Source organism: Streptomyces sp. NBC_00442 (assembly GCF_036014195.1).
Taxonomy (GTDB): domain Bacteria; phylum Actinomycetota; class Actinomycetes; order Streptomycetales; family Streptomycetaceae; genus Streptomyces.
In genome coordinates this window covers 4,157,393-4,176,717 of sequence record NZ_CP107918.1, presented here as the reverse complement: position 1 = coordinate 4,176,717, position 19,325 = coordinate 4,157,393, and the positions used below count along the sequence as shown (strand labels likewise).

General features: G+C 68.6%; 11 protein-coding genes. 5 read left to right on the top strand and 6 right to left on the bottom strand.

All coding sequences use genetic code 11. The features are described 5' to 3' along the window. Positions 1-201: 201 nt before the first annotated feature. From OG432_RS18765 to OG432_RS18755, 3 genes are all read left to right on the top strand, one after another. The gene (locus OG432_RS18765; protein WP_328315153.1) at positions 202-1,422 is read left to right on the top strand and encodes a helix-turn-helix domain-containing protein; all 1,221 of its coding nucleotides are present in this window, start codon (positions 202-204) and stop codon (positions 1,420-1,422) included. A gap of 10 nt (positions 1,423-1,432) precedes the next feature. Continuing rightward, the gene (locus tag OG432_RS18760) at positions 1,433-1,915 is read left to right on the top strand and encodes an NUDIX hydrolase (protein ID WP_328312104.1); all 483 of its coding nucleotides are present in this window, start codon (positions 1,433-1,435) and stop codon (positions 1,913-1,915) included. Positions 1,916-2,349: 434 nt separating this feature from the next. Continuing rightward, positions 2,350-4,008: an N-6 DNA methylase gene (locus OG432_RS18755; protein WP_328312102.1), complete on the top strand. Its 1,659-nt coding sequence runs from the start codon at positions 2,350-2,352 to the stop codon at positions 4,006-4,008. A gap of 16 nt (positions 4,009-4,024) precedes the next feature. Here the strand turns inward: OG432_RS18755 and OG432_RS18750 are convergent, their stop codons facing one another. Both OG432_RS18750 and OG432_RS18745 read right to left on the bottom strand, forming a co-directional pair. Further along, the gene (locus tag OG432_RS18750) at positions 4,025-5,236 is read right to left on the bottom strand and encodes an McrC family protein (protein ID WP_328312100.1); all 1,212 of its coding nucleotides are present in this window, start codon (positions 5,234-5,236) and stop codon (positions 4,025-4,027) included. Continuing rightward, on the bottom strand, positions 5,233-7,101 hold the full coding sequence (locus OG432_RS18745; protein ID WP_328312099.1) for a DUF4357 domain-containing protein: 1,869 nt from the start codon (positions 7,099-7,101) through the stop codon (positions 5,233-5,235). Before OG432_RS18745 ends, OG432_RS18750 begins: the two co-directional genes overlap by 4 nt. A 146-nt stretch (positions 7,102-7,247) precedes the next feature. Between OG432_RS18745 and OG432_RS18740 the strand changes: the two genes are divergently transcribed. After that, on the top strand, positions 7,248-7,844 hold the full coding sequence (locus tag OG432_RS18740) for a hypothetical protein (RefSeq protein ID WP_328312097.1): 597 nt from the start codon (positions 7,248-7,250) through the stop codon (positions 7,842-7,844). Between the two features lie 31 nt (positions 7,845-7,875). Here OG432_RS18740 and OG432_RS18735 read toward each other — a convergent pair whose 3' ends face one another. Next, positions 7,876-8,424 carry a hypothetical protein gene (locus tag OG432_RS18735; protein ID WP_328312096.1) on the bottom strand — a complete coding sequence of 183 codons (549 nt, stop codon included), beginning with the start codon at positions 8,422-8,424 and terminating at the stop codon, positions 7,876-7,878. Further along, positions 8,421-10,853 carry an AAA family ATPase gene (locus OG432_RS18730; RefSeq protein ID WP_328312095.1) on the bottom strand — a complete coding sequence of 811 codons (2,433 nt, stop codon included), beginning with the start codon at positions 10,851-10,853 and terminating at the stop codon, positions 8,421-8,423. Before OG432_RS18730 ends, OG432_RS18735 begins: the two co-directional genes overlap by 4 nt. 224 nt (positions 10,854-11,077) lie before the next feature. On the opposite strand from OG432_RS18730, the gene OG432_RS18725 reads away from it, so the two are divergent. Continuing rightward, entirely contained in the window at positions 11,078-11,821 is a 744-nt protein-coding gene (locus OG432_RS18725; RefSeq protein WP_328312094.1) for a hypothetical protein, read from the top strand. A gap of 413 nt (positions 11,822-12,234) precedes the next feature. On the opposite strand, the gene OG432_RS18720 is transcribed toward OG432_RS18725, so the two are convergent. Both OG432_RS18720 and OG432_RS18715 read right to left on the bottom strand, forming a co-directional pair. Then, the gene (locus OG432_RS18720; RefSeq protein WP_328312093.1) at positions 12,235-16,392 is read right to left on the bottom strand and encodes an Eco57I restriction-modification methylase domain-containing protein; all 4,158 of its coding nucleotides are present in this window, start codon (positions 16,390-16,392) and stop codon (positions 12,235-12,237) included. Then, the gene (locus tag OG432_RS18715; protein WP_328312092.1) at positions 16,392-19,313 is read right to left on the bottom strand and encodes a DEAD/DEAH box helicase; all 2,922 of its coding nucleotides are present in this window, start codon (positions 19,311-19,313) and stop codon (positions 16,392-16,394) included. Before OG432_RS18715 ends, OG432_RS18720 begins: the two co-directional genes overlap by 1 nt. Positions 19,314-19,325 lie beyond the last annotated feature (12 nt).

Genomic DNA, 19,325 nt, shown 5'->3' with positions numbered 1-19,325 from the left:
AGTCCATATCAGCGAGCCGTGCCCTGCTCCGGCGCGAGGAGCAGGACCGATCACCAAAGCCAGCCAAGGCGGAGGGAGTGACCACATTGCCCGGCGGCTTTTTCGATCTACTGCGACAGTAGGTACGGCACCCCGCCGCACCCCGGAAAATCCTTCCGGGGTCGATTCCGGCCACGAGGTGATGCTCAGGACATGCGAGGGATGACAGAGAACCTGACCATCGGCGAGCGCGTCGCCTGGTACCGGCGCCGACGCGGCCTCTCCCAAGAAGTCCTGGCCGGCCTTGTCGGGCGGACCACGGACTGGCTGAGCAAAGCGGAGAACAATCGGATCGAGCTCGACCGGCTCTCGGTGATCACCTCACTCGCCGAGGCCCTCGACGTCTCCCTCGGAGACCTGCTCGCCGAGCCGACCCTCATGGAGTGGTCGAACGACAGCGGCCGCCGCACGGTGCCCGCTCTGCGCGAAGCGCTCATGGACTACAAGCAGCTCACGCCGCTGCTCGTACCTCCGCCCGATGACGAACCGCCCGCTCTGAAGGACCTTCGGGCCAACGTGAAGGAGATCCTCGACGCTTATCAGGCGTCTCGTTACGGCTTCGCCACGCGACGCCTTCCCCTCGTACTGGCCGATGCCCTCGCCGCATCCTGCGCATACTCGGGGCGTAAGAGGGAGGAGGCTCATACCCTGCTCGCCCTGACCTACCAAGGCGCGGCCATGGTGCTGGGCAAGGTCGGGGAGTCGGAGCTGGCATGGATCGCCGCCGACCGCGGCCTGACGGCCGCGCAGCACAGCGGCCAGAGCGCGGTGACGGGCTCGCTCTTCCGGGCAGTCACACACTGCCTGCTGGCCACCGGGCGCTTCACCCCGGCGGTCCAGCTGGTGAACGATGCGGCAGCCGTGATGCAGCCTGGCCTGCGCACCGCGAACGACGAGTACCTCTCGGTCTACGGCACCCTCTTCCTCGCTGGCGCCATGGCGGCCGCCCGAGCGGAGGACCGGGCGACGACGCAGACCTTCCTTCGAGAAGCCGACGAAGCCGCACAGCGGTTGGGCACCGATGCCAACCACCTGTGGACGGCCTTCGGCCCGACGAACGTGGCTATCCACTGCGTCGCCACCGCCGGAGAGCTCGGAGACATCCAGATAGCCGCGGACCTCGGACAACGCATCGACACCAGCGGTTTGCCGGTGGAACGCCGCGTGAGGCACAACCTGGAAGTCGCCCGAGCACTCAGCGCCTGGAACCGGACCGACGAAGCCCTGGCCACCTTGCTGGACGCCGAACAGGCTGCCCCCGAACAGGTGCGCCACCACTACCTGAGCCGGGAACTGGTCATCGGCTGGATCCGAGGTACCCGAGGCCGCCCGTCCCAGCCGGTGGCAGACCTGGCACGCAGGCTCGGCGTCGTCGGCGGTTAGAGTCCGTCCCGTGAGCGAGAACGAGCACGAAGCGAAGATGGCCCACCCGCGCATGGCAGCCGGCGCGCTCTTCTTCGACGACGCCGACCGGGTCCTGCTCGTCGAACCCTCGTACAAGGACTACCGCGACATCCCCGGCGGATACGTCGAGCACGGAGAGTCTCCGCGACAAGCCTGCATGCGCGAAGTCCACGAAGAGCTGGGTATCAAGCCCCACATCGGCCGCCTACTCGTCGTGGACTGGGCACCGAATCCGGGAGAGGGAGACAAGGTCCTCTACCTCTTCGACGGTGGCCGTCTCAGTGCGGAACAGCGCCAGCAGATCGCCTTGCAGGCCGACGAGCTCCGCAGCTACGACTTCCACGACGCCCAGCAACTGCCAGAACTCACCATTCCACGCCTCGCACGCCGGATCACCGCCGGGATCCAGGCCCGTGCAGCTGACCTGACTGCCTACCTGGAACAAGGAGTGTCGCCAGAAACAGGGGCTTGACCAGGGGCCGCTTGGCCTCAGCACGCGCGACGTGCTCGCCTCGAAGCGACCTCGGCTCGTCGGTCTGATCAGGATGGCCGAGTTCGATCTCGAACATGCCCTGACGGTCGCCGGCCAGCGGGAGTTCTCTCTGTCGAGCCCCTTCGGGGCCTGGGGATGTCGTAGGGAGAGTCCACCTCATGAAGGAAGCCCCCGTGTGAACGATCACGTAATTCGTGACCGCTCACACCGCTCGATTGCCAGGCCAGTGGAGGGCAGTCCATCCAACGGCGGATAGCCGAAGAGACCCGGTGGAACTGCCGAAGAGGGGTCACGCGGGACGCAAGTCGCGCCAGGGAGCCGAGCGCTCGCCTATCCAGTCACCCCATGGATTTGTTGACATCGCCAACGCATGAACTATCGGATTCTATCCCGATTGCGTGTACGGTGGAGCTATGAAGGAATCGACTCCCCCGGCTTCCGACTCACTGATCACTGGTGCAGAGATTGCCAGGCTGGCGGGAGTGACACGTGCTGCTGTCTCCAACTGGAGGCGGCGGTACAGCGACTTCCCAGCACCTGCTGACGGTGGAACGAGCACGCCCCTCTTTTCGCTGACCGAGGTCCGTTCCTGGCTGGCCAAGCAGCAGAAGGGCACCGATCTTTCAGACGACGTCCGCCTGTGGCAAGCACTGCGGGGTGCCTTCGGTGACGACATGGTCGCAGGCATCGCGGGCGCTGCCCGCTTCCTCGCACACGAGGATGATTCCAGGCTGGACGACAACCTGGTCGATCTGGCTGCGAGGGTGGCGGCTAAGGAATCAGCAGCCCGAGTCATCGACCAGCTGGTCGAACGCTTCCTGGACTCCTCACGACGTGCTGGCTCCGACCAGGTCACGTCGTTGCGGCTGGTCAAGGCCGTGAGGCACTTCGTGGGACCAGTGCCCGACGACTCTGTCATTCTCGATCCGGCCTGCGGTATCGGCACGCTCCTCCTTTCCGTTGGTCTCACCAAGGGGTCTGTACGCCGGGGTCAGGAGATCGATCCAGCGGCTGGGGAGCTGGCCCAGGCGCGAGCCGAGCTCACAGGGCCACAGGACACCGTCATCGAGATCGGGGACTCTCTCCGCGAGGACCGCTGGCCCGATCTGCGCGCCGACCTTGTCCTGTGCGACCCCCCGGCCGCCGGCCCGGACTGGGGCCGGGAGGAGCTGCTCCTCGATGCCCGCTGGGAACTGGGCACGCCTTCCAAGGCGGAGGGGGATCTGGCCTGGCTCCAGCACTGCTACGCCCATACCGCTCCAGGCGGTCGGGCCGTGGTCGTCATGCCCGCTTCCGTGGCCTACCGCAAGGCCGGCAGGCGCATTCGGGCCGAAATCGTCCGGCGCGGCCTCCTTACTGAGATCGTGGCACTCCCGCCCGGCATGGTGGCATCACACGCTCAACCGGTGCATCTGTGGGTGCTGCAGCGCCCGAGCGGCCCCTCTGACAGCGCGACTTCAGTGCGGATGGTGGATCTCACCGCCAATGCGCCCGATGGCCCCATGGAGCCGACAGCCGAGCAAGTCGCCGACGTACCACTGATCGATCTCCTGAACGACTCTGTCGACCTCACGCCGAGCGCGCACGTGGACGCTTCCCGGCAGGACTTCCCCGCCGAGTACCGCGCCTTGCAACGGGGCATCGAGGAGCGGCTCAACCGATTGGCCGCATTGCTGCCCGCCCTCACAGCGGGCGAAGGACCGGGAACACTGGACAGTGCGACGATCAGTCTGGCCGATCTCTCCCGTGCTGGGCTCGTCGACCTCGCCGATGCTGAACCAACCTCTACCAGTGAGCAGTTGGACACCGAGTATCTACGGGGGTTCCTGCGCAGCGCTTCCAACAATCGTCGTTCGACGAGTGGCAGCGGCTCCTATCGCCTCGACGTCAAGGGAGCGCGCATCCCGCAGATGGCCGTGGAAGAGCAACGCCGTTACGGTGCCGCCTTCCGTGCGCTCAAAGAGTTCGAGGAGCACATCGGCGAAGTGACCCGGCTGGCAGAACAAGTCAGCGCTCTTGCCCGTGACGGCCTCACCAATGGGGCACTTCTGCCTCCCGAGGACGGTGCCTGACGGATTCCTGGGTAGGTCACGTCGCGAACGCGCCTTCGACCATCGAGCGGGCGATGGACGTGATCGCGGCCAGCAGCTCGTCGGGCGACTGTTCCAGGGCCAGGGCGTGCTGATGGATACGGATTCCCGCGTGCCGCACCCGATGAGTCGCGCTCGGCTCGTAGCCCCTCGCATAGACGAGATGACCGTCGCGGAGTCCGAGCGCCGTGCAGTAGGCGAGCATCTGATAAAGGTCGGCGTCCGGAAATCCTTCGGGCTTCTCCGCCTTGTACTTGGCGTCCGCGACAGCTCGTGGGATGCCCTGGTTGCCGTACCAGACCAGGTCCGGACGCATCCGAATAGCCTGAGCCTCATCGAGGTGCACGCCCTGCGCCTGAAGTGCGCTGCGCCCCCCATATTGCGCCAGCGCCTCGCGCAGTGCGATGCAGACGAAGTCCTCGAAGATCTTGTGCGTATCGAAGAGGTACCCGTCGATGGTGATCCGGCCGTCCATATGCTCCACGGACAAGCCGCGCAGCACCGTCTCGGCCAGCCGTAGCGCGGGCTGGTAGCGGAGGTTGAGCCGGCTCGCCCTCCACTGCGGCAGATCACGGCTGCCGGGGATCAGCGGCTGTGCGTCCAGCAGCCGGCCACGGTGGTGGCGCAGCCGACGGCGTACGCGGTCGGGCACCCTGGGCAGGGTCAGCAGCCGCTCCGTGGCAGCGCGCAGCAGCCGGTTCTCCGCGATGTCGGTCCCGTAGTCGTCGTAGGCGACCTCGACCGGGAACGCCCGCCCATGGTGCCGCCTGACCTGGTCCGCTTCTCTGATACGTCCTCGGACGACCGGTGCGGCCTCATCCGTGTGCCGGTATCCCTGGAGCACTCCCTGCCGGAGGGCACGTTCGAGGGATCTCTCGAATCCCTGCGCCAGCGCGGGAAGCAGCTCGTCCTGCTCGGCAACACTCACCTCCCCGTCCCGGTGGAAGTGGGGGTTCGATGCGTAACCGATGAGGAAGAACAGCCGCGCCACCGGCACCTTGGGGGCGATGCGGAGGGTGACGGCGCTGTGCCCGGGTGACCTCAGGGCCACCGCGCCGACCTTGCCGCCGGCGCGCAGCCGCCAGCAGCCCGACCGGTAGGGATCGGGTGCGGCTTCGACGATCCTGGAGGCAGCGAGCGAGCGCCCGACTTCGTCCGGGAGAGGCACAGTGACGGGCGGCCCGTACTCGGCCAACTCGACAGTCGTCACGGCGAAGGCTCGTACGATTCGCCGTCGCCGATGGACCGGGCCAGCGCATCGAGTCCGTAGCGCTTCTCGATGTCGAAGGACTCCCCGTAGTGATGCTCCTCCAGCAGCGGCAGGATCTTGGTCCGCCAGGTGCGCTCCAGACCGCCCTGCCGGTGTGCCCCCTTCTTCATCAGGTAGGAGGGACCGATACGGAAGTCCGCTTCTTCGATACGGGAGTTGAGCGCGTCCAGAAGGTCCGCGGCCCGGGTGTCGAGCCCCTCCCGGTCGAGCCAGCGCCGTAGCAGGCCGCTGGTGGGCTCGGTGCGGGGTGACAGCTCGACGAAGGCGAAGCGCCTGCGCATCGCCGCGTCCACCAGGGCGATCGACCGGTCGGCGGTGTTCATCGTGCCGATGACGAAGAGGTTCGGCGGGAGCGCGAAGTCGTCGCCGGAGTAGGTGAGACGTACCGACTTGTTGCGGTACTCCAGGAGGAAGTACAGCTCGCCGAAGACCTTGGCCAGGTTGGCCCGGTTGATCTCGTCGATGATCAGGAAGTGCGGGATGTGCCGGTTGCCCTCGCGGGACGCCAGGTCTGCGAGCTCGCGCAGGGGGCCGGCGGTGAGACGGAAGGCGACTTCCCTTGTATCCGGGTCCTCACGAGGGCGGAACCCCTCGAAGAAGTCCTCGTAGGCGTAAGAGGGGTGAAACTGCACGAGCTTCACCTGCTCGGGCCCGCCGCCGAGGTATTCGGCCAGTTTGAGGGCCGTGTACGTCTTGCCGGTTCCGGGCGGGCCATAGAGGATCAGCTGCCGTTCGTCCCACAGCAGGTCGCGAATGTCCCGCAGCCAGGCCACGTCGTGCACCAGCAGTTCGTCGGCGAGGTGCTGTTCCGGCACGGGGAGTTCCAGCTCACGCCGGGCGGTGAGGGCGGGTGTCGTGCCGCTGGGGTCGCGCTCTATCGCCTCGGCCTCGTCCGCCAGTTCCTCGTCGGAGAGGCCGAGCCCTTCGATGAGCGGCTGGACCGTGGTGAGGTCCACGACATCGTGCTGGACGGACAGCCGCTGCTGGATCTCCTCGGGCAGCACGTCGTACGGGTGGCCGGTGCTCTGCCACTCGACGGGCCGCCGCAGATTGGACCTTCCGTTGTCGGAGGCGGTCTGCTCGGCGGGGCCGGTGATCTCACCGACGTAGAACCGTCCGCCGGAGAGTGTGCACACGGTGTCGCCGGGCTTCATCCGAGACAGGAACGCATGGAGTTCCTCGACGAGTTCCAGCTTCTGGTTGTACGTGGCCGTGGTGCCCCAGTCCTCCTCGACAACCGTGCGCAGGCGCTCCTTGCTGGTCCCCTGGCCGATCCCCTGGCGCAGGCGAGGGGCGGCGAGAGAAACCCGCTCCTCGGGAAGCCACAGCTTCTGGACGAGATCGGCCCCCGCCACGTTGGAACCCCGGACGAGCCAGGCCCTGGCAGGACCGGGCCAGACCCCCTCCATGAAGTCCGAGAGCGGCGCCCCCGCTTCCGTCTTCCAGTCCACCCAGCCGTTGCGCGGCGCCCCGACCAGCACGCCCGCGGCGAAGGACGGGGACCCGCAGTCGACGTCCTGGGCCAGCTCCAGCCACCCGGGCCAGCGAGTGGACGGGCGCAGCACACCCGTGTTCCTCATCGTCTCCCGCGCGACGGCCGTGCCGGAGAAGTGCTTGGAGAAGGACGGCATCTCGTGGTCCCGGGCGGGCGAGCCCGCCAGGATGCGGAACTTCCGGCTTCCGTTGGTCCCCACCTCGTCCAGCAGCACCCCGCGCGCCCGATCGACCCCGCTCGCCCCCGGCAGTCGCAGCAGGAACTGCGGCGGCTCCTCCGAGTCGGGAGTCCCGCCTTCGGTCTCGGTCATGTTCGCTCCCCCGTTCCGGGCGGCACAAGCATTGCCACCTTTCCCAACAACCCTATTTTTTGGCGTAGTTAAGCGCATAATCTCCCGCCAGGGGAGCACGGTGTGTGTCACCCCACGGGTGGAGGGACACAGTCGCCGTGACCATCATGGATCAGCTCACATTGCGACGGGACGGCACGACGCCGAAGGACTACGCGGCCACGTGTTCCGGTGTGCGGTCCAGGGGCGTGGCGGGGGTGTGGCGGGTGCAGGTGGCCAGCCGGCCCGGTCTGACGATCCACGACACGCGGTGGGAGAACGGGGAGCGTGATCTCGTCCTGTACCAGCCCGCCGTCGTGCCAGAGATGCCTGCTCCGCTGTCCAACCTGCACAACCGTCGGCGTGCCGGTATCCAGGAGTCCGAGCTATACGACGGGGAACTGCGGATCATGGGCTGGGTCGCCGTCCCCGGCGACCGCCCAAGCTTCAAGAAGACGTTCACCACTGCCGACTTCGCCGACCTGTGCGGTCTCGATGATCTGCGTGAGCTGACCGATCGCCCCGGGGTGGTTCTCGACGTGGCCTTCGAGCGGCCGGACCCGCTGCTCATCGACCTGGACGAGCCGCAGGACACGGATTCCGTTCAGCACGCTCTCTTCTTCCCGCAGGACGATGACGAGACGCCGGTCGTGTTCTTCCTGCTCAGTCGGGTCGCGCCGACACTGCGCCACATCGGCTGGCTGCCGGATCTCGTCCGGTCGTAGCCGCAGACGACGCGGACGGCTCCCGGTACGTTCACGGACCGCCGACGACCGGAGGTGCGACCCGCCGTCCCGGCGGCGGGCAGGGCTTCGGTACGGAGTGGCCCGCCAGCAGGTCCCCCGCCGGGGGCACGGCGGGGGTCGCGGCCAGTGTCGTGGTCCGGCCGATCGGGGGGACCGGAGCCGGGATGACCACGGCAGGTGTGGCGGTGGGCGCCCCGTCGAGTGCGTCGAGCAGGGCGTTCACCTCCAGCAGACGCGCCTGGATCTCGGCGGGCATGGGAGGCAGTTCGGGCACGCGGTGGTGGCAGACACCGCTGAGCGCGGACCAGGTGAGGCGCCAGCGCCGGGCGGTCCCCCGGTCCGTGTACGCCTCCAGGCACAGCATGCGGTGCTTGGCATTACGCGTCATGGCAGGGGCCACCCTGTGCCAGAAGTCGTCCAGCCGCTGGTCGAGGGCGAGGCGCAGCAGCACGGCGGCGGCGCGGGCCCGTACGCCGGGGCTGAGCGGTCCCGGCGTGCCCGCCGGAGGCCGCAGGAGGGCCTCGGCGGCGGAGACGAGTTCGCGGGCGTTGTCCGTCATCGGGCACCGCCCTGCGACACGACCGTTCCCCGGCCACGCCGGATCGCCCCGGCCAGCCTCTCCGTACGCGTCACGAGCTGCTTGCGGTCGTCCAGGGTCGGCAGCCCCGGGTGAGAGCCCTCGTTGAGCTCGTTGATCAGCGCCCATCCCCCGGTGTACAGGCTCTCGACCACCGTCTGCGGCCTCCCGGAAGAGTCACCGAGCAGGGCGAGGGCCACATGCTCCTTGGTGCGCACCAGCGAGGAGATACGCTCCTCGATCTCCACGAGGCCAAGGCCGTGGTCGTCCCGCAGGGTACGGCGCGCGGTCTCCATGCAGGCGACTTCCAGTGCGTGCCGGCACATCGCCGGAATCACCCGGTCGGCGACGCTCTGGGGAAGATTCTGATCGTAGGAGAGGTCACGGGCCTCCTGGAACGCCTGCTTGACGGGATCGCTCCTCCTCTCGACGGTGACGACAGAATCGCTCTCGCGGGAGATGTGGAGGATCGTCGCCTCGATGCCGAGGTGGGAGATGGCCTGCTCCAGCCGGGTGTCGTGGGTGAAGACGACCACCTGCCGGTGGCGGGCGCACTCGCTCAGGACGGTGGCCAGCCCTTCCACCTTCTGTGTGTCCATCGACTGCACCGGGTCGTCGATGACGAGGAAGCCGAACGGGCTGTCGTCGTGCGTCGCGCGCGGGATGAACAGCGACAGGGCGAGCGAGTGCAGTTCACCCTGGCTCATCACGCTGTACGCGGGCGCCTCGTGGGCGTCCACGGAGACGCCGAGCTGCACACTCCCCTGCCGGGCCGTGCCCTTCAGCTCGATGTTCCCGAGCGACACGCTGCTGCTCTCGCAGAGCTTCTTCCACACGCCCTGCGACTGCTTGACGAACTTCGCCATCCGCTCGTCCCTCAGCTCGTCCGTCAGCTTCCTGAGCCAGGAGCGGGCCGCTTCGGCCTCCCTGCGCCGGTCCTTCGCCTCCGCGGCCTTCTCCGTCGCGTCGAGCCACTCGGCGAGCCGCACGGCCGCGGGCCGCCAGGCGGTGTTGCGGTCGGTGAGCCTGCGGGCGGCCTCCTCGCTGGTCTGCCGGCATGCCGCGCCCAGCGTCGGGGCGACGCGTTCGACGCGGTTCGCCAGCTCGGCGGGGTCGGTCAGGCTCCGGCACAGGGCCCATTCGCGCCAGAGTCCCGCCAGTTCCGACTCCTCCGCCCGCAGCAGGTCGGGGACCGGCTGCACCAGGTCGTGGACGGCACGCTGCGCGGCGCCGAGCGCCCGGCGGACCGTTTCGGCCCCGGCCGCCTCCGACTGGAGACGCTCGATCTCCGCCCGCGCGCCTTCCGCCCAGGCCCGGTCCAGACGGTCCGCGGTGCCGCAGACAGGGCAGTCGGCGCTCTGGGAGCGGTGACGGTGTTCGAGGGCGTTCTCCAGCAGCCCGGCGAGCCGCCGCGCGTCCTCGGCGTCGGAGTGTCGTACGTCCTCGGCTGCGGCAGCCGCCTCCCGCAGCCGGGCCAGCGCCCCGGCGACCTCCTGCTGGTCGGGGCCGGTCAGGGTGGCGAGTGCCCGGAGACGGACGTCCGCACCCGAGTCGGTGACCGCGTCCCGGTCGAGCAGGGCGCGGACGGCGTCCGCATCGGGGGTACGTCCGCCAAGTGCCCGAGCAGCTTCGACGGCACGCTGGTCGTCGAGTCCGGTCAGAGCGTCGGCGGCCGCGGTCTTGAGGGCGCCGGGCCGCTTCTCGACGTCCTTGCACGCCTTGATGCGGGCCGCGAGCAGGTCGTCGATGTCGCCGAGCTGGCCGAGCCCGATGAACCGGGCCAGGGTGTTGTGCAGGGCGCTGAGCGTCCCGTCGACCATCGAGCCCAGCTCGCTGTACGGCAGGAACGGGCGGTAGAGGGAGAGCGTCGAGGCGTCGATGCTCTCCTCCAGCTTCTGCTCCGTGCCGTCCGCCCGCTCCACCGTGGTGCGCGCCTCGTCCACCTTCGCCCCGTACCACGTGCGGCGCACGGTGACCGGGTCGCCGGTGTCGTCCAGGGTGAGCCGTACGGAGACGGTCGGGACCGTGGAGTCGTGCAGGTTGCGCCACCCTTCCTTCCACACCGCCGTACGAGCCTTGCCGTTGCTCCCGTCCCAGCGGGCGTTGAAGCCCGTCAGCGCCATCTCGGCGGCTTCGGCGAAGCTCGACTTGCCGGTGCCGTTGCGACCCGCGACGACGGTCAGCCCGGGGCCGGGCGGAAGGTCGAGCGTGGTCTCGGGGCCGACGCCCCGCCAGCCCGCCGCCGTGATGGAGCGCAGGTACACGGGCCCGGCGCGTCCGGTCCTCTCCGGCGTCGGCGCGGGAAGCATCCCGCGCAGCAGGTCGGCCGCCTCCGGGGCCAGTACGGACGCGGCGACGCCCGCGGTGAGGCGGTCGTCGAGCAGCTGACGCAGAGGGGTGTCGTCGGTCATGGCGGTGCTCCTTGCACGATCAGACGGAGAGCACGACGGGACCGCCGCGCTGTTCACTCCCCGATCCTCCACGATGCACGTTGGCGATGTCAACAGACTCCACTATGCCCAGAAACTCGAAAACGTGTACGGTATGGATCCCGGCGTGGCCACGTAGGCGGTCCACTCGCCCGGAACCCGCGAATGCAACCCGTCTGAACCGAAGTACGAGAAGGGGTCAACAAGTGCAGCCCACCCGACCGAACGGGACCGAAGACCTCATGGCCGATGAATGGCAGGGGATGCAGGAAGAGCTGGAGCACGATCCGCTGGAGACGGCGCGTACACACGTACGCGCCCTCCTCCACCACACCCGCATGCTGACGGGCGAGCCCGGCGACGTCCTCGACATGGCCTTACAGACAGCCCAGCGCGCCTTCGCCGAGATCGACGCATGCAACACGCTGCTTGACACGGCCTCCGAGCGTGCTCACGCCCTCGCGCGGGAACTCGAAGGCCACCTCGCCGAGGGGGGCTCCGGTGCCGTGCCCGGCCTCCTCGACGAACTCGACACTCTGGCGGCCAGGGTGGCCGTTTCCGAGGCTGAACGGCAGGTCGTTCTGCGCATCCTGGGCATGGAGGACGCTGGGACAGGGGTCGCGCGGACGCCGACAGACGACCGCGATCCCGTACCCACGCTCACAGCGGCCGGGCTGCCTCGGGCGCCCTCCCTGTACGACGCCGAACAGCCCGGCTACGGCACGTTGACCGACATGATGGCCGCCCGGGAGAGGATCGCCGCCCAGCGCGCCGCCGCGCACGCCCGCCGCTCAGCCGTCGTCACCGAACACATGACGGAGATCGTCATGCGCCTGGCCAACGTCTCGGTCTCCGACCCGGCACTGAACGAGGAAGCCATCACTGAGCTGCGGCACTGCTATGCGCTGTGGCTCGCATGTGCGGACGAACGGCAGCGGGACGACAACTGATCCCGTCGGCCGCCGCATTCGCCTGACTGGTGCCCGGAGGCGCTGCTGGGCACCAGAACGTCGAGGGCGGCGCCGGCGGGATCAGCTGTGCGGAGTCAGGCCGCCCGCTCGGGGACAGCGTCCGGCGCCGACGGAGTTCGCGACAGGCGATGGATCATCCGTTCCGCGCCGGTGAATCGGTAGGCACGCGCCGTGAGTTCGTGGACGAGAGCGGCCGCACGGCTCGCGGATCCGCCGGCCACCTCTCGCGCGATCGCCACCGTCGGTCGCGCGAGAGGCATCACCGCATAGACGACCTTGCCGCCCGAAGGATGGCGGTAGGAGTCCCGCGCCCCCGCTTCACCCCTCCGGAGCCGGGGCGCTCGCATGTCCAGCGCGCCCCGTGGCCGAGAACCGCGCCCAACGGGAAACGCCTACATCGCAGGCTCAGCGGGGTGACGCGGGCCGTGGCCGGGCGGCGGAGTGAGCGTGGAGGTGTAGTTCTCGCCGTCCACGAGGGGCGCGGTGAGGCTTACGCCGACTGCGGCCATGCGGTCGTACTCGGCGAGGACGAGATCCTTGGTGCGGTAGTGGCCGTACTTGGCGATCTCGTTGTGCTTTAGGCCACCCGTCTGCGACTGGAAGGACTCCAGAATGTACTCCGCGTCGTCGCGGCTGACCCCGTAGAGGTGAAAGAAGTACGCGTCCAGCTCGGCACGGATTTGGGGGCGGCGAGCCTCATCCCATCGGAAGGGAGCACCGGTATCGCCAAGGTCACGGGCAAGGGCAGCCATGTCCCATGCCGTGCTGACTAGCTCCAAGACACGGGGGGTAACAAAAGGCACGTGAGGCTCAAGGGCATCCGGCCCGGGAACCGGAAGCTGCTTTACAACCATTCGATTCATATGAATGCCTCCCACTTTCTGACGCGCCACGAAGTCATACACCAGGGAACTCTGGACAGAGACAAGAGTTGCCACCAAACCTGGCGACTGACCAACGGGTAGCATCAGAGGAAAGGTATAGCTTACGGCAGTGAGTGGAAGAAAGGCGGGAATAGCCGTACGCTCATCCGTGGTGCGACAGACGTCACGCGATCCCACAAGCCAGTCGCGATCCCATTTTGACTCGATCAGACGATCTCGCACGCCCGGGATTTCCACTTCCCTTCCTTTTCGAGCAACAGAAATCGAACCTGCCTCTTTTACCCAATAACGCGGCTTAGCTGCAGCCTTCGGAGACTCCTTACCTGTAATACTCACAGTCTGGTACTCGGTGTCACCCACGCCGAAGTAGCTGTTCCACCGATGATCGAAAAGATGGGCCATCTTCCCCTCATATAGTGGCAGCATTCGCCGATCACCACGCGTAAAAACGTTATCACGCAAATCCCACCCGTCCTTCTCCAGCTCACTACGCGTCCGGAAAACGTCGAAGTCGTCTGTCATGTTGAAGTGGTTCTTAAAAAGGATCCCCCACGGATTGCCACCCCGCTCCGTCTCGTTCCACAGCACCGGAATACGCCGATAGATATCCGCCGTAAGATCCGCATCCCGCCGCGTCCGGAAGATCGGCAGCGTCCCCGTATTGGGATTGATCAGGGCGATCTCCTCGGGGCTGAGCGCGAACACCCGCTCCGCATCATCCAAATCCGCCGGGTCCTCCAGGAAGAACGCGAAGCGGGCCGCGGGCTCCCGAAGGTCCCTGCCAGCCAGGGAGAGCAGGCAGAACTTGTAGCTGGCGTGCACTCCCACGAAAAGCGGCTTGCGGTTCTCGAAGTCGTACAGCGCCGCCACCGCGCCCCGGCGCGTGAAGTCGCTGAACAGGTACTGCGCTCCCGCTCCGGTCGCGATGGCCGTCGGAAGGATGCAGCCGAAGCGGCTCCTAGGTGCGGCGATCGTCGCGAAGCGCTCCGCGAACAACTGGTCGGTCTGGAGAGAGTTGACACCCTTGACCGTCAGCCCCTTCGCGCACAACGGGAACGCCCCCGAGCCCCCCGCGAACAGGAACGTGGACTTCACCGCCCGCCGCGCTGTCCGGTAGCGCCTCCCCGCCTCCGGGTTCCCGGCCTCCTCGTTCTCGGCCTCCCACTCGGCGATCCGCGTACGCCGCGCCGTCCCCGCGATCGCCGCGATCGACGGCTCGACCACGCTGAAGTACTTCTTGTCCTCGAAGTCGACCTTGTCCCACGGCGGGTTGCCCACCACACAAGAGAAGCCGCCCGCCCACCCCGTAGCCGGGTCCACGACCTCATCCCCGTCAACCCTCTCCGGAACCGTGAAGACCTCCGGAAACTCCAGATGCCAGTGGAAGAAGCGGTATAGGTCGCGCAGCTCGTCGATCTCGTCGTGGGTCGCCTTCGAAGCCGACCGGGCCTCGGGGTCCCGCAGGGCCTGGAACACCTCGTGAGTGACGGGGGCCGGGGCGTCCTTGGTCTTGCGCCACATGAACGCGGCGCACCAGGCGTCGGCGATGTGCCGAGCGTGGACGTACTCCTTCTCGTCCCGCCACTTCTCGTACGCCGCCTGCTGGGCGTGCACCTGCCGCAAGTTGCCGGACGGGGCCGCGATGATCCGGCGGAGACCAGAGGCGAAGGCGGTGTTGGAGACCTTCGTCTCCACGACCACCTCGAAGAGGCCGCTCTGGCCCTTGCGTTCCTGGTCGTTCTGCTTCTCCAGGAATCTGGCGTACTTCTCGTCGTCGCCTTCGACGACCTTGAACGCCTTGTTCGGGATGCCGTCGAGCATCAGCGTGGGGGTTGTGCCCACCAAGCCGTTCCCGTGCTTGATGTGCGCGTCCAGGAAGCCCAGCGCCTTCCCCGGTTCCAGGGCCTCCAACCACAGCGAGACCTTGGCCAGTTCGACCGCCATCGGGTTGAGGTCCACGCCGTAGACGCAGCGGGCGACGACCTCGTGCAGGGCGGTGCGTACAGCGACGGGGGGCGGCTCCGGGTTGCTCTCGCGTACCGCCGCCACCCGCTTGGCGATGCGGCGGGCCGCCGCGACGAGGAAGTGACCCGAACCGCAGGCCGGGTCGCAGACCGTCAGCGACAGCAGCTCGCGAACGATCGCTTCCGACGGATCCGGCTCGCCCGCCGCCGTGGCGGCCTGCTCGCCGCGCTTCTGGGCATCGTCTATCACCGGGTCGAGCGTGGAGTCGAGCAGGACCTCGATGAGCGAGCTGGGGGTGTAGTAGGAGCCGGTCTTCTTGCGGTCGTTGCCGAGCCGGTTGACCAGTTCGAAGGAGCGCTCGGTGGCGCTGTGCTTGGGGACCAGTTCCAGCAGGGACTCGTAGATGGAACCGAGTTCCTCCGAGCCCATGTTGCGGTAGTCCACCGGCCGCCAGCGCGCGGTCTTCTCGTCGCGCACGCGGGAGAGGTGGCGCACCGCCTCCAGCAGGGAGGCGTTCGACAGGGAGCAGTCCCGCAGCGGTGCGTCGGCGGCGGTGTCGTCGAAGAGGCCGCCGAGGCCGGGCAGGCCCAGCTCGGGCCGGCCGTCCTCACGGCCCAGGGCGTCCATGACGATCCGCAGAGCGGCGTACTGGTCGGCGTGTGCGGTGCCCTGGCGGCGCAGGGCGTGGCGGCGCAGGCGGGCGGAGCTGAAGTACTTGGCGTACCGCTTGCGGGCGTCCTGATCCGCGTCGGGATCGTGGAGGGCGTCGCGGTCCTCGGCGACGAAGAGGAAGATCATCCGGTAGGCGAGGCGCAGCAGCGCCTTGTGCAAGCCGTCGGCGTCCAGGTTGTCGCGCAGGTCCGTGTTGGCCGGGTGACGCAGAAAGCCCGTGCCGAGGGTGGTGATGGCCCGCTGGACGCCGTCACGGTGGTGGTCGAGCGCCCGGGTGCCCGAGGCGATCGCCTCCGTACGCCACTGCTCCAGCCAGCACGCGGACGGCACCCCCGCTTCGCCGGTCTCGAAGCGGGAGACGTGCAGCAGCCGGTAGAGCAGGACGAACTCGCTGAACAGCTCACCGTCGAAGATGGCTTCGAGGTCGAACTCGACGTACGAGGCGGTGGCCAGGGCGTTCGAGTCGCGCAGCAGGCGCAGCTGTCGGCCGTTGGTGAGGACGCCCCACAGGTGGGCTTCTCGCCGGTTCAGGCACTCCTGGAGGAGGGAGTGCGGGGGTACGGTGCCCACGCCGCCAGGCCGTTTATCGAGGAGGGCGTTCCAGGCGGCCATGTGGACGGGCACGTGGTGCCAGCTGTGGCTGATGGGGAAGACGCGTTCCGGGTCGCTGTCGGCCCGGTACTCGCCGACCGCGACCGTGGTGAGCCGGCCGAAGCCCAGCTCGTTGAAGAGCGGCTCCAGCCACTGGCCGACGGCGAGGCCGGTCGGGTCGGCGGGCTGGTCGGCCTCGGCGCTGACCGGCAGTTTCTCTCGGAGTTCACGCCAGACGGCCTTGAGGTAGTCCCAGTGGCGCTCGGCCTCGTCACGTACCGACCGCCGAGGGCCGGTCACGTGGTAGTCGGCGGGGCCGGAACCCGGGACGTCCCTGCCCTCCTTGCTCTCCGAGATGCGGACGAGCATGTCGGCGGGGAGCAGGGCGCCGACGGTGTGGACGGCGGAGAAGACCTGGTTGCGGGTGGTGGCGGACATCAGGCGGCCTCTCCGTCTGCGGTGATCGGGGGCAGGTAGACGTAGACGCCGAGGATGTCGGCGGGCTGCTGGGCGGTCACCTTCAGGCCCTGCACGATTTCGTCGGATGCGCGCCTGACCCGCCGGTGGGACTCGTGCAGCTCTGCGGCGAGTTCGTCGCCGTAGGCCGTCATGTGGTCCTGTACAGCGTCCAGTTGTCCGAGGGTGCGGCGCATCGTCCGTTCCTGGAAGTAGTCGTCCGTGTTCTCGGCGGCCTCGGCAGTGAGCAGGTCCAGGGCCTGTTCCTCGGGGAGCCAGACCGGGTTCTTCGCCGAGCCCTGGTAGGCGAGGAGGCGGGCGTCCTCGGCGACGATCCTGCGTGTGCCCTGCCGGGAGGGCAGCGTGAGGTGGAAGCGGTAGCGGACCAGGAGCAGAGTCGTGGGGACGGTCACGGCCGCCGTGGAGACCACCCCACAGCGCCGGGCGGGGCGACGGCCGACGGCCTCGGCGTCGAGAGCCGCGTTGAGGACGTGGGCCGCGACCGCTCCGACCACGGGGTCGGTACGGACGAGGGCGGCTTCGCCCCGGGCCACGGCCGCCGTGGTGCGGAACGGGATGGGCCGCCCGGACTCGACCGCCTCGGCGCCCGCGACGGGGGCGAGGGCGTCGCGCAGTCCGGCAGGAACTCCGCTGACCTCGGCAGTGAAGTCGCCCGATCCGTCGCCGGCTTCGACGACGTGTGCTTCGAGGGCGGCCAGTGCGTGCCGGACGAAGCCGCTCACCTCGTCCGCACGGCCGAGGGTGTCGCGGATGGCGGCGACCTCGCGGGCAACCTCCTCGGGGTGGATGGCGCGCTGGGCGAAGCGGGAGCGGGAGGTCGTCTCGCGTTCCGCGGCGGAGTTCCACTCGCGTTCCAACTCGGCGGCCCTCGCATCCACCGTCTTCAGTTCCTCAACGGCGAACAGCCCTTCCTGCTCGGGCTGTTGGCCGCGCATCAGGAGCCATTCGACAATGGCGTCGGTCACGCCGGCGGACGCCTCGTCGGGTACGGAGACCGAGATGCCGAGGTCCTTGCGGATCTGGCGGTGCTTGGCGATGAGGACTTCGAGGACCTTGCCGTCGATGCCGTTGTCGATGCCGTACAGGGTGATGACGCGGACCTCGTCGCGCTTCTGCCCGTACCGGTCCACCCGGCCTTCGCGCTGGTCGTGGCGGGTGGGGTTCCAGGCGAGGTCGTAGTGGACGACGGCATCGAAGTGGTGCTGGAGGTTGACGCCTTCGGAAAGGCAGTCGGTGGCGACGAGGACGCGGCGGGCGGCGGGGTCGTCGCCCGCGAGTGTCGCCAGCTCCTCGATGCGGGTGAGGCGCTGCTGCGGGGAGAGGGTGCCGGTGACGGCCCTGACAACCGTCTTGGAGCCGAGCTTCTTCTCCAGGTGCTCGGCAACATACTCGGCGGTCGGGATGTACCGGCAGAAGACGATCGGGTGGTAGCCGTCCTTCAGGAGCGCCTTGAGGTGCCGGACGAGAGCCGCGAGCTTGAGGTCGTCTTCCGGGCCCTCCAGGGCGGCGGCCCGTTCGGCGAGGTCGGCCAGCCAGGCTCCGGCGCCGTCGGTCTCCGCGCCGGGAGCCGCGTCCAGGCCCTCCAGGGCGTCACTGTCGGCGGAGTCCCGGGTCAGCGGGGCGGCGAGCCGGTCGGCCTCCTCGGCGCTGGCGGCGACGGCCGCGGCCGAGCGGGTCGAGAGGGTCTGGGAGGCGGCCCGGGGCGAGGAGACCAGGGAGCGCAGCAGGGCGATCGCCGACCACCAGGCGATACGCGCCTCGCGCCGCCCCTGCTCACCCGCCGCCTGGACGCGCTCGCTCGCATAGGCGATGGCATCGTCGAGCAGCGCCCGGTAGGCGGGAGACAGCTTGTACTTCTCGTCCTTGGACTTACGGTCGGAGGGGAACGCGGTCTTCTCGGCCAGGCTGTCGTCGGCGAGCCCGCTCTCCTTGGTGAGGTACTGGCGTACGTCGCCACGCTTGCGCTGCACAAAGTGCTGGGCAAGGAGCCGTCGTCCGCGGTCCGTCTCCAGGTCCACGTCGGCCAGTTCCGGACGGACCAGGCCGAGGAGGTTGCGGAAGCCGGACTCCTTGCCGCTGTGGGGGGTCGCGGTGACCAGCAGCAGGTGCCGGTCCGGGTCCTCCGCGATGCGCCGCAGCAGCTCGTAGCGGAGTTGGTTCTGGGTGGAGACGGTGTCGTCGGCGGCTACGCAGGTGTGCGCCTCGTCGACGATGACGAGGTCGGGGCAGTGCCGTACGAAGTCGTCGCGGTGCCGGGTGGACTTGATGTAGTCCGTGGAGACGATGACGTGCGGGTACCGGTCGAACAGAGACTGGCCGAGATCCAGGCCGCGTTCGAGGCGGGAGACCGTGGAGGCGAGGACCAGTTCGGCGTCGATGCCGAACTTGGTCCGCAGCTCCTCCTGCCACTGCTCGGCCAGGGCGGGCGAACAGAGCACGGCCAGGCCCTTGGCCTCACCTTGGGCCAGGAGTTCCTTCGCGATCAGGCCCGCCTCGATGGTCTTGCCGATTCCGACGTCGTCGGAGATCAGCATCCGTACGGTCTGCTGCCGCAGCGCCATCAGCAAAGGGACGAGCTGGTAGGCGCGGGGCTCCACGGCGATGCCGGCGAGGGAGCGGAACGGTCCGGCGCCGGAGCGGAAGCCGATCCGCAGGGAGGAGCGCAGCAGCCCGGCCGCCCGCTGATCGCCGAGGTCGGCCGGGGACGGGGGCGCGAATTGAGCGTCCCGTACCTGCTCGAACGCGGGGAAGACGGCCGAGATGTCGTCGTCGGAGCCGCCCAGGGGACGCAGCACCAGCAGGTCGGGCTCGCTGTCGGGAAGGACGACCCATTCGCGGCCACGGGCGGTGACCAGGGAGCCAGGGGTGTAGGTGTGCGTCATCGGGGCTTCCTC

Bases quoted from the DNA above. Each gene is read 5' to 3' on its own strand.
- OG432_RS18765 (WP_328315153.1), top strand. From the start codon at position 202: ATGACAGAGAACCTGACCATCGGCGAGCGCGTCGCCTGGTACCGGCGC.
- OG432_RS18755 (WP_328312102.1), top strand. From the start codon at position 2,350: ATGAAGGAATCGACTCCCCCGGCTTCCGACTCACTGATCACTGGTGCA.
- OG432_RS18745 (WP_328312099.1), bottom strand. From the start codon at position 7,101: ATGACCGAGACCGAAGGCGGGACTCCCGACTCGGAGGAGCCGCCGCAG.
- OG432_RS18740 (WP_328312097.1), top strand. From the start codon at position 7,248: ATGGATCAGCTCACATTGCGACGGGACGGCACGACGCCGAAGGACTAC.
- OG432_RS18735 (WP_328312096.1), bottom strand. From the start codon at position 8,424: ATGACGGACAACGCCCGCGAACTCGTCTCCGCCGCCGAGGCCCTCCTG.
- OG432_RS18730 (WP_328312095.1), bottom strand. From the start codon at position 10,853: ATGACCGACGACACCCCTCTGCGTCAGCTGCTCGACGACCGCCTCACC.
- OG432_RS18720 (WP_328312093.1), bottom strand. From the start codon at position 16,392: ATGTCCGCCACCACCCGCAACCAGGTCTTCTCCGCCGTCCACACCGTC.
- OG432_RS18715 (WP_328312092.1), bottom strand. From the start codon at position 19,313: ATGACGCACACCTACACCCCTGGCTCCCTGGTCACCGCCCGTGGCCGC.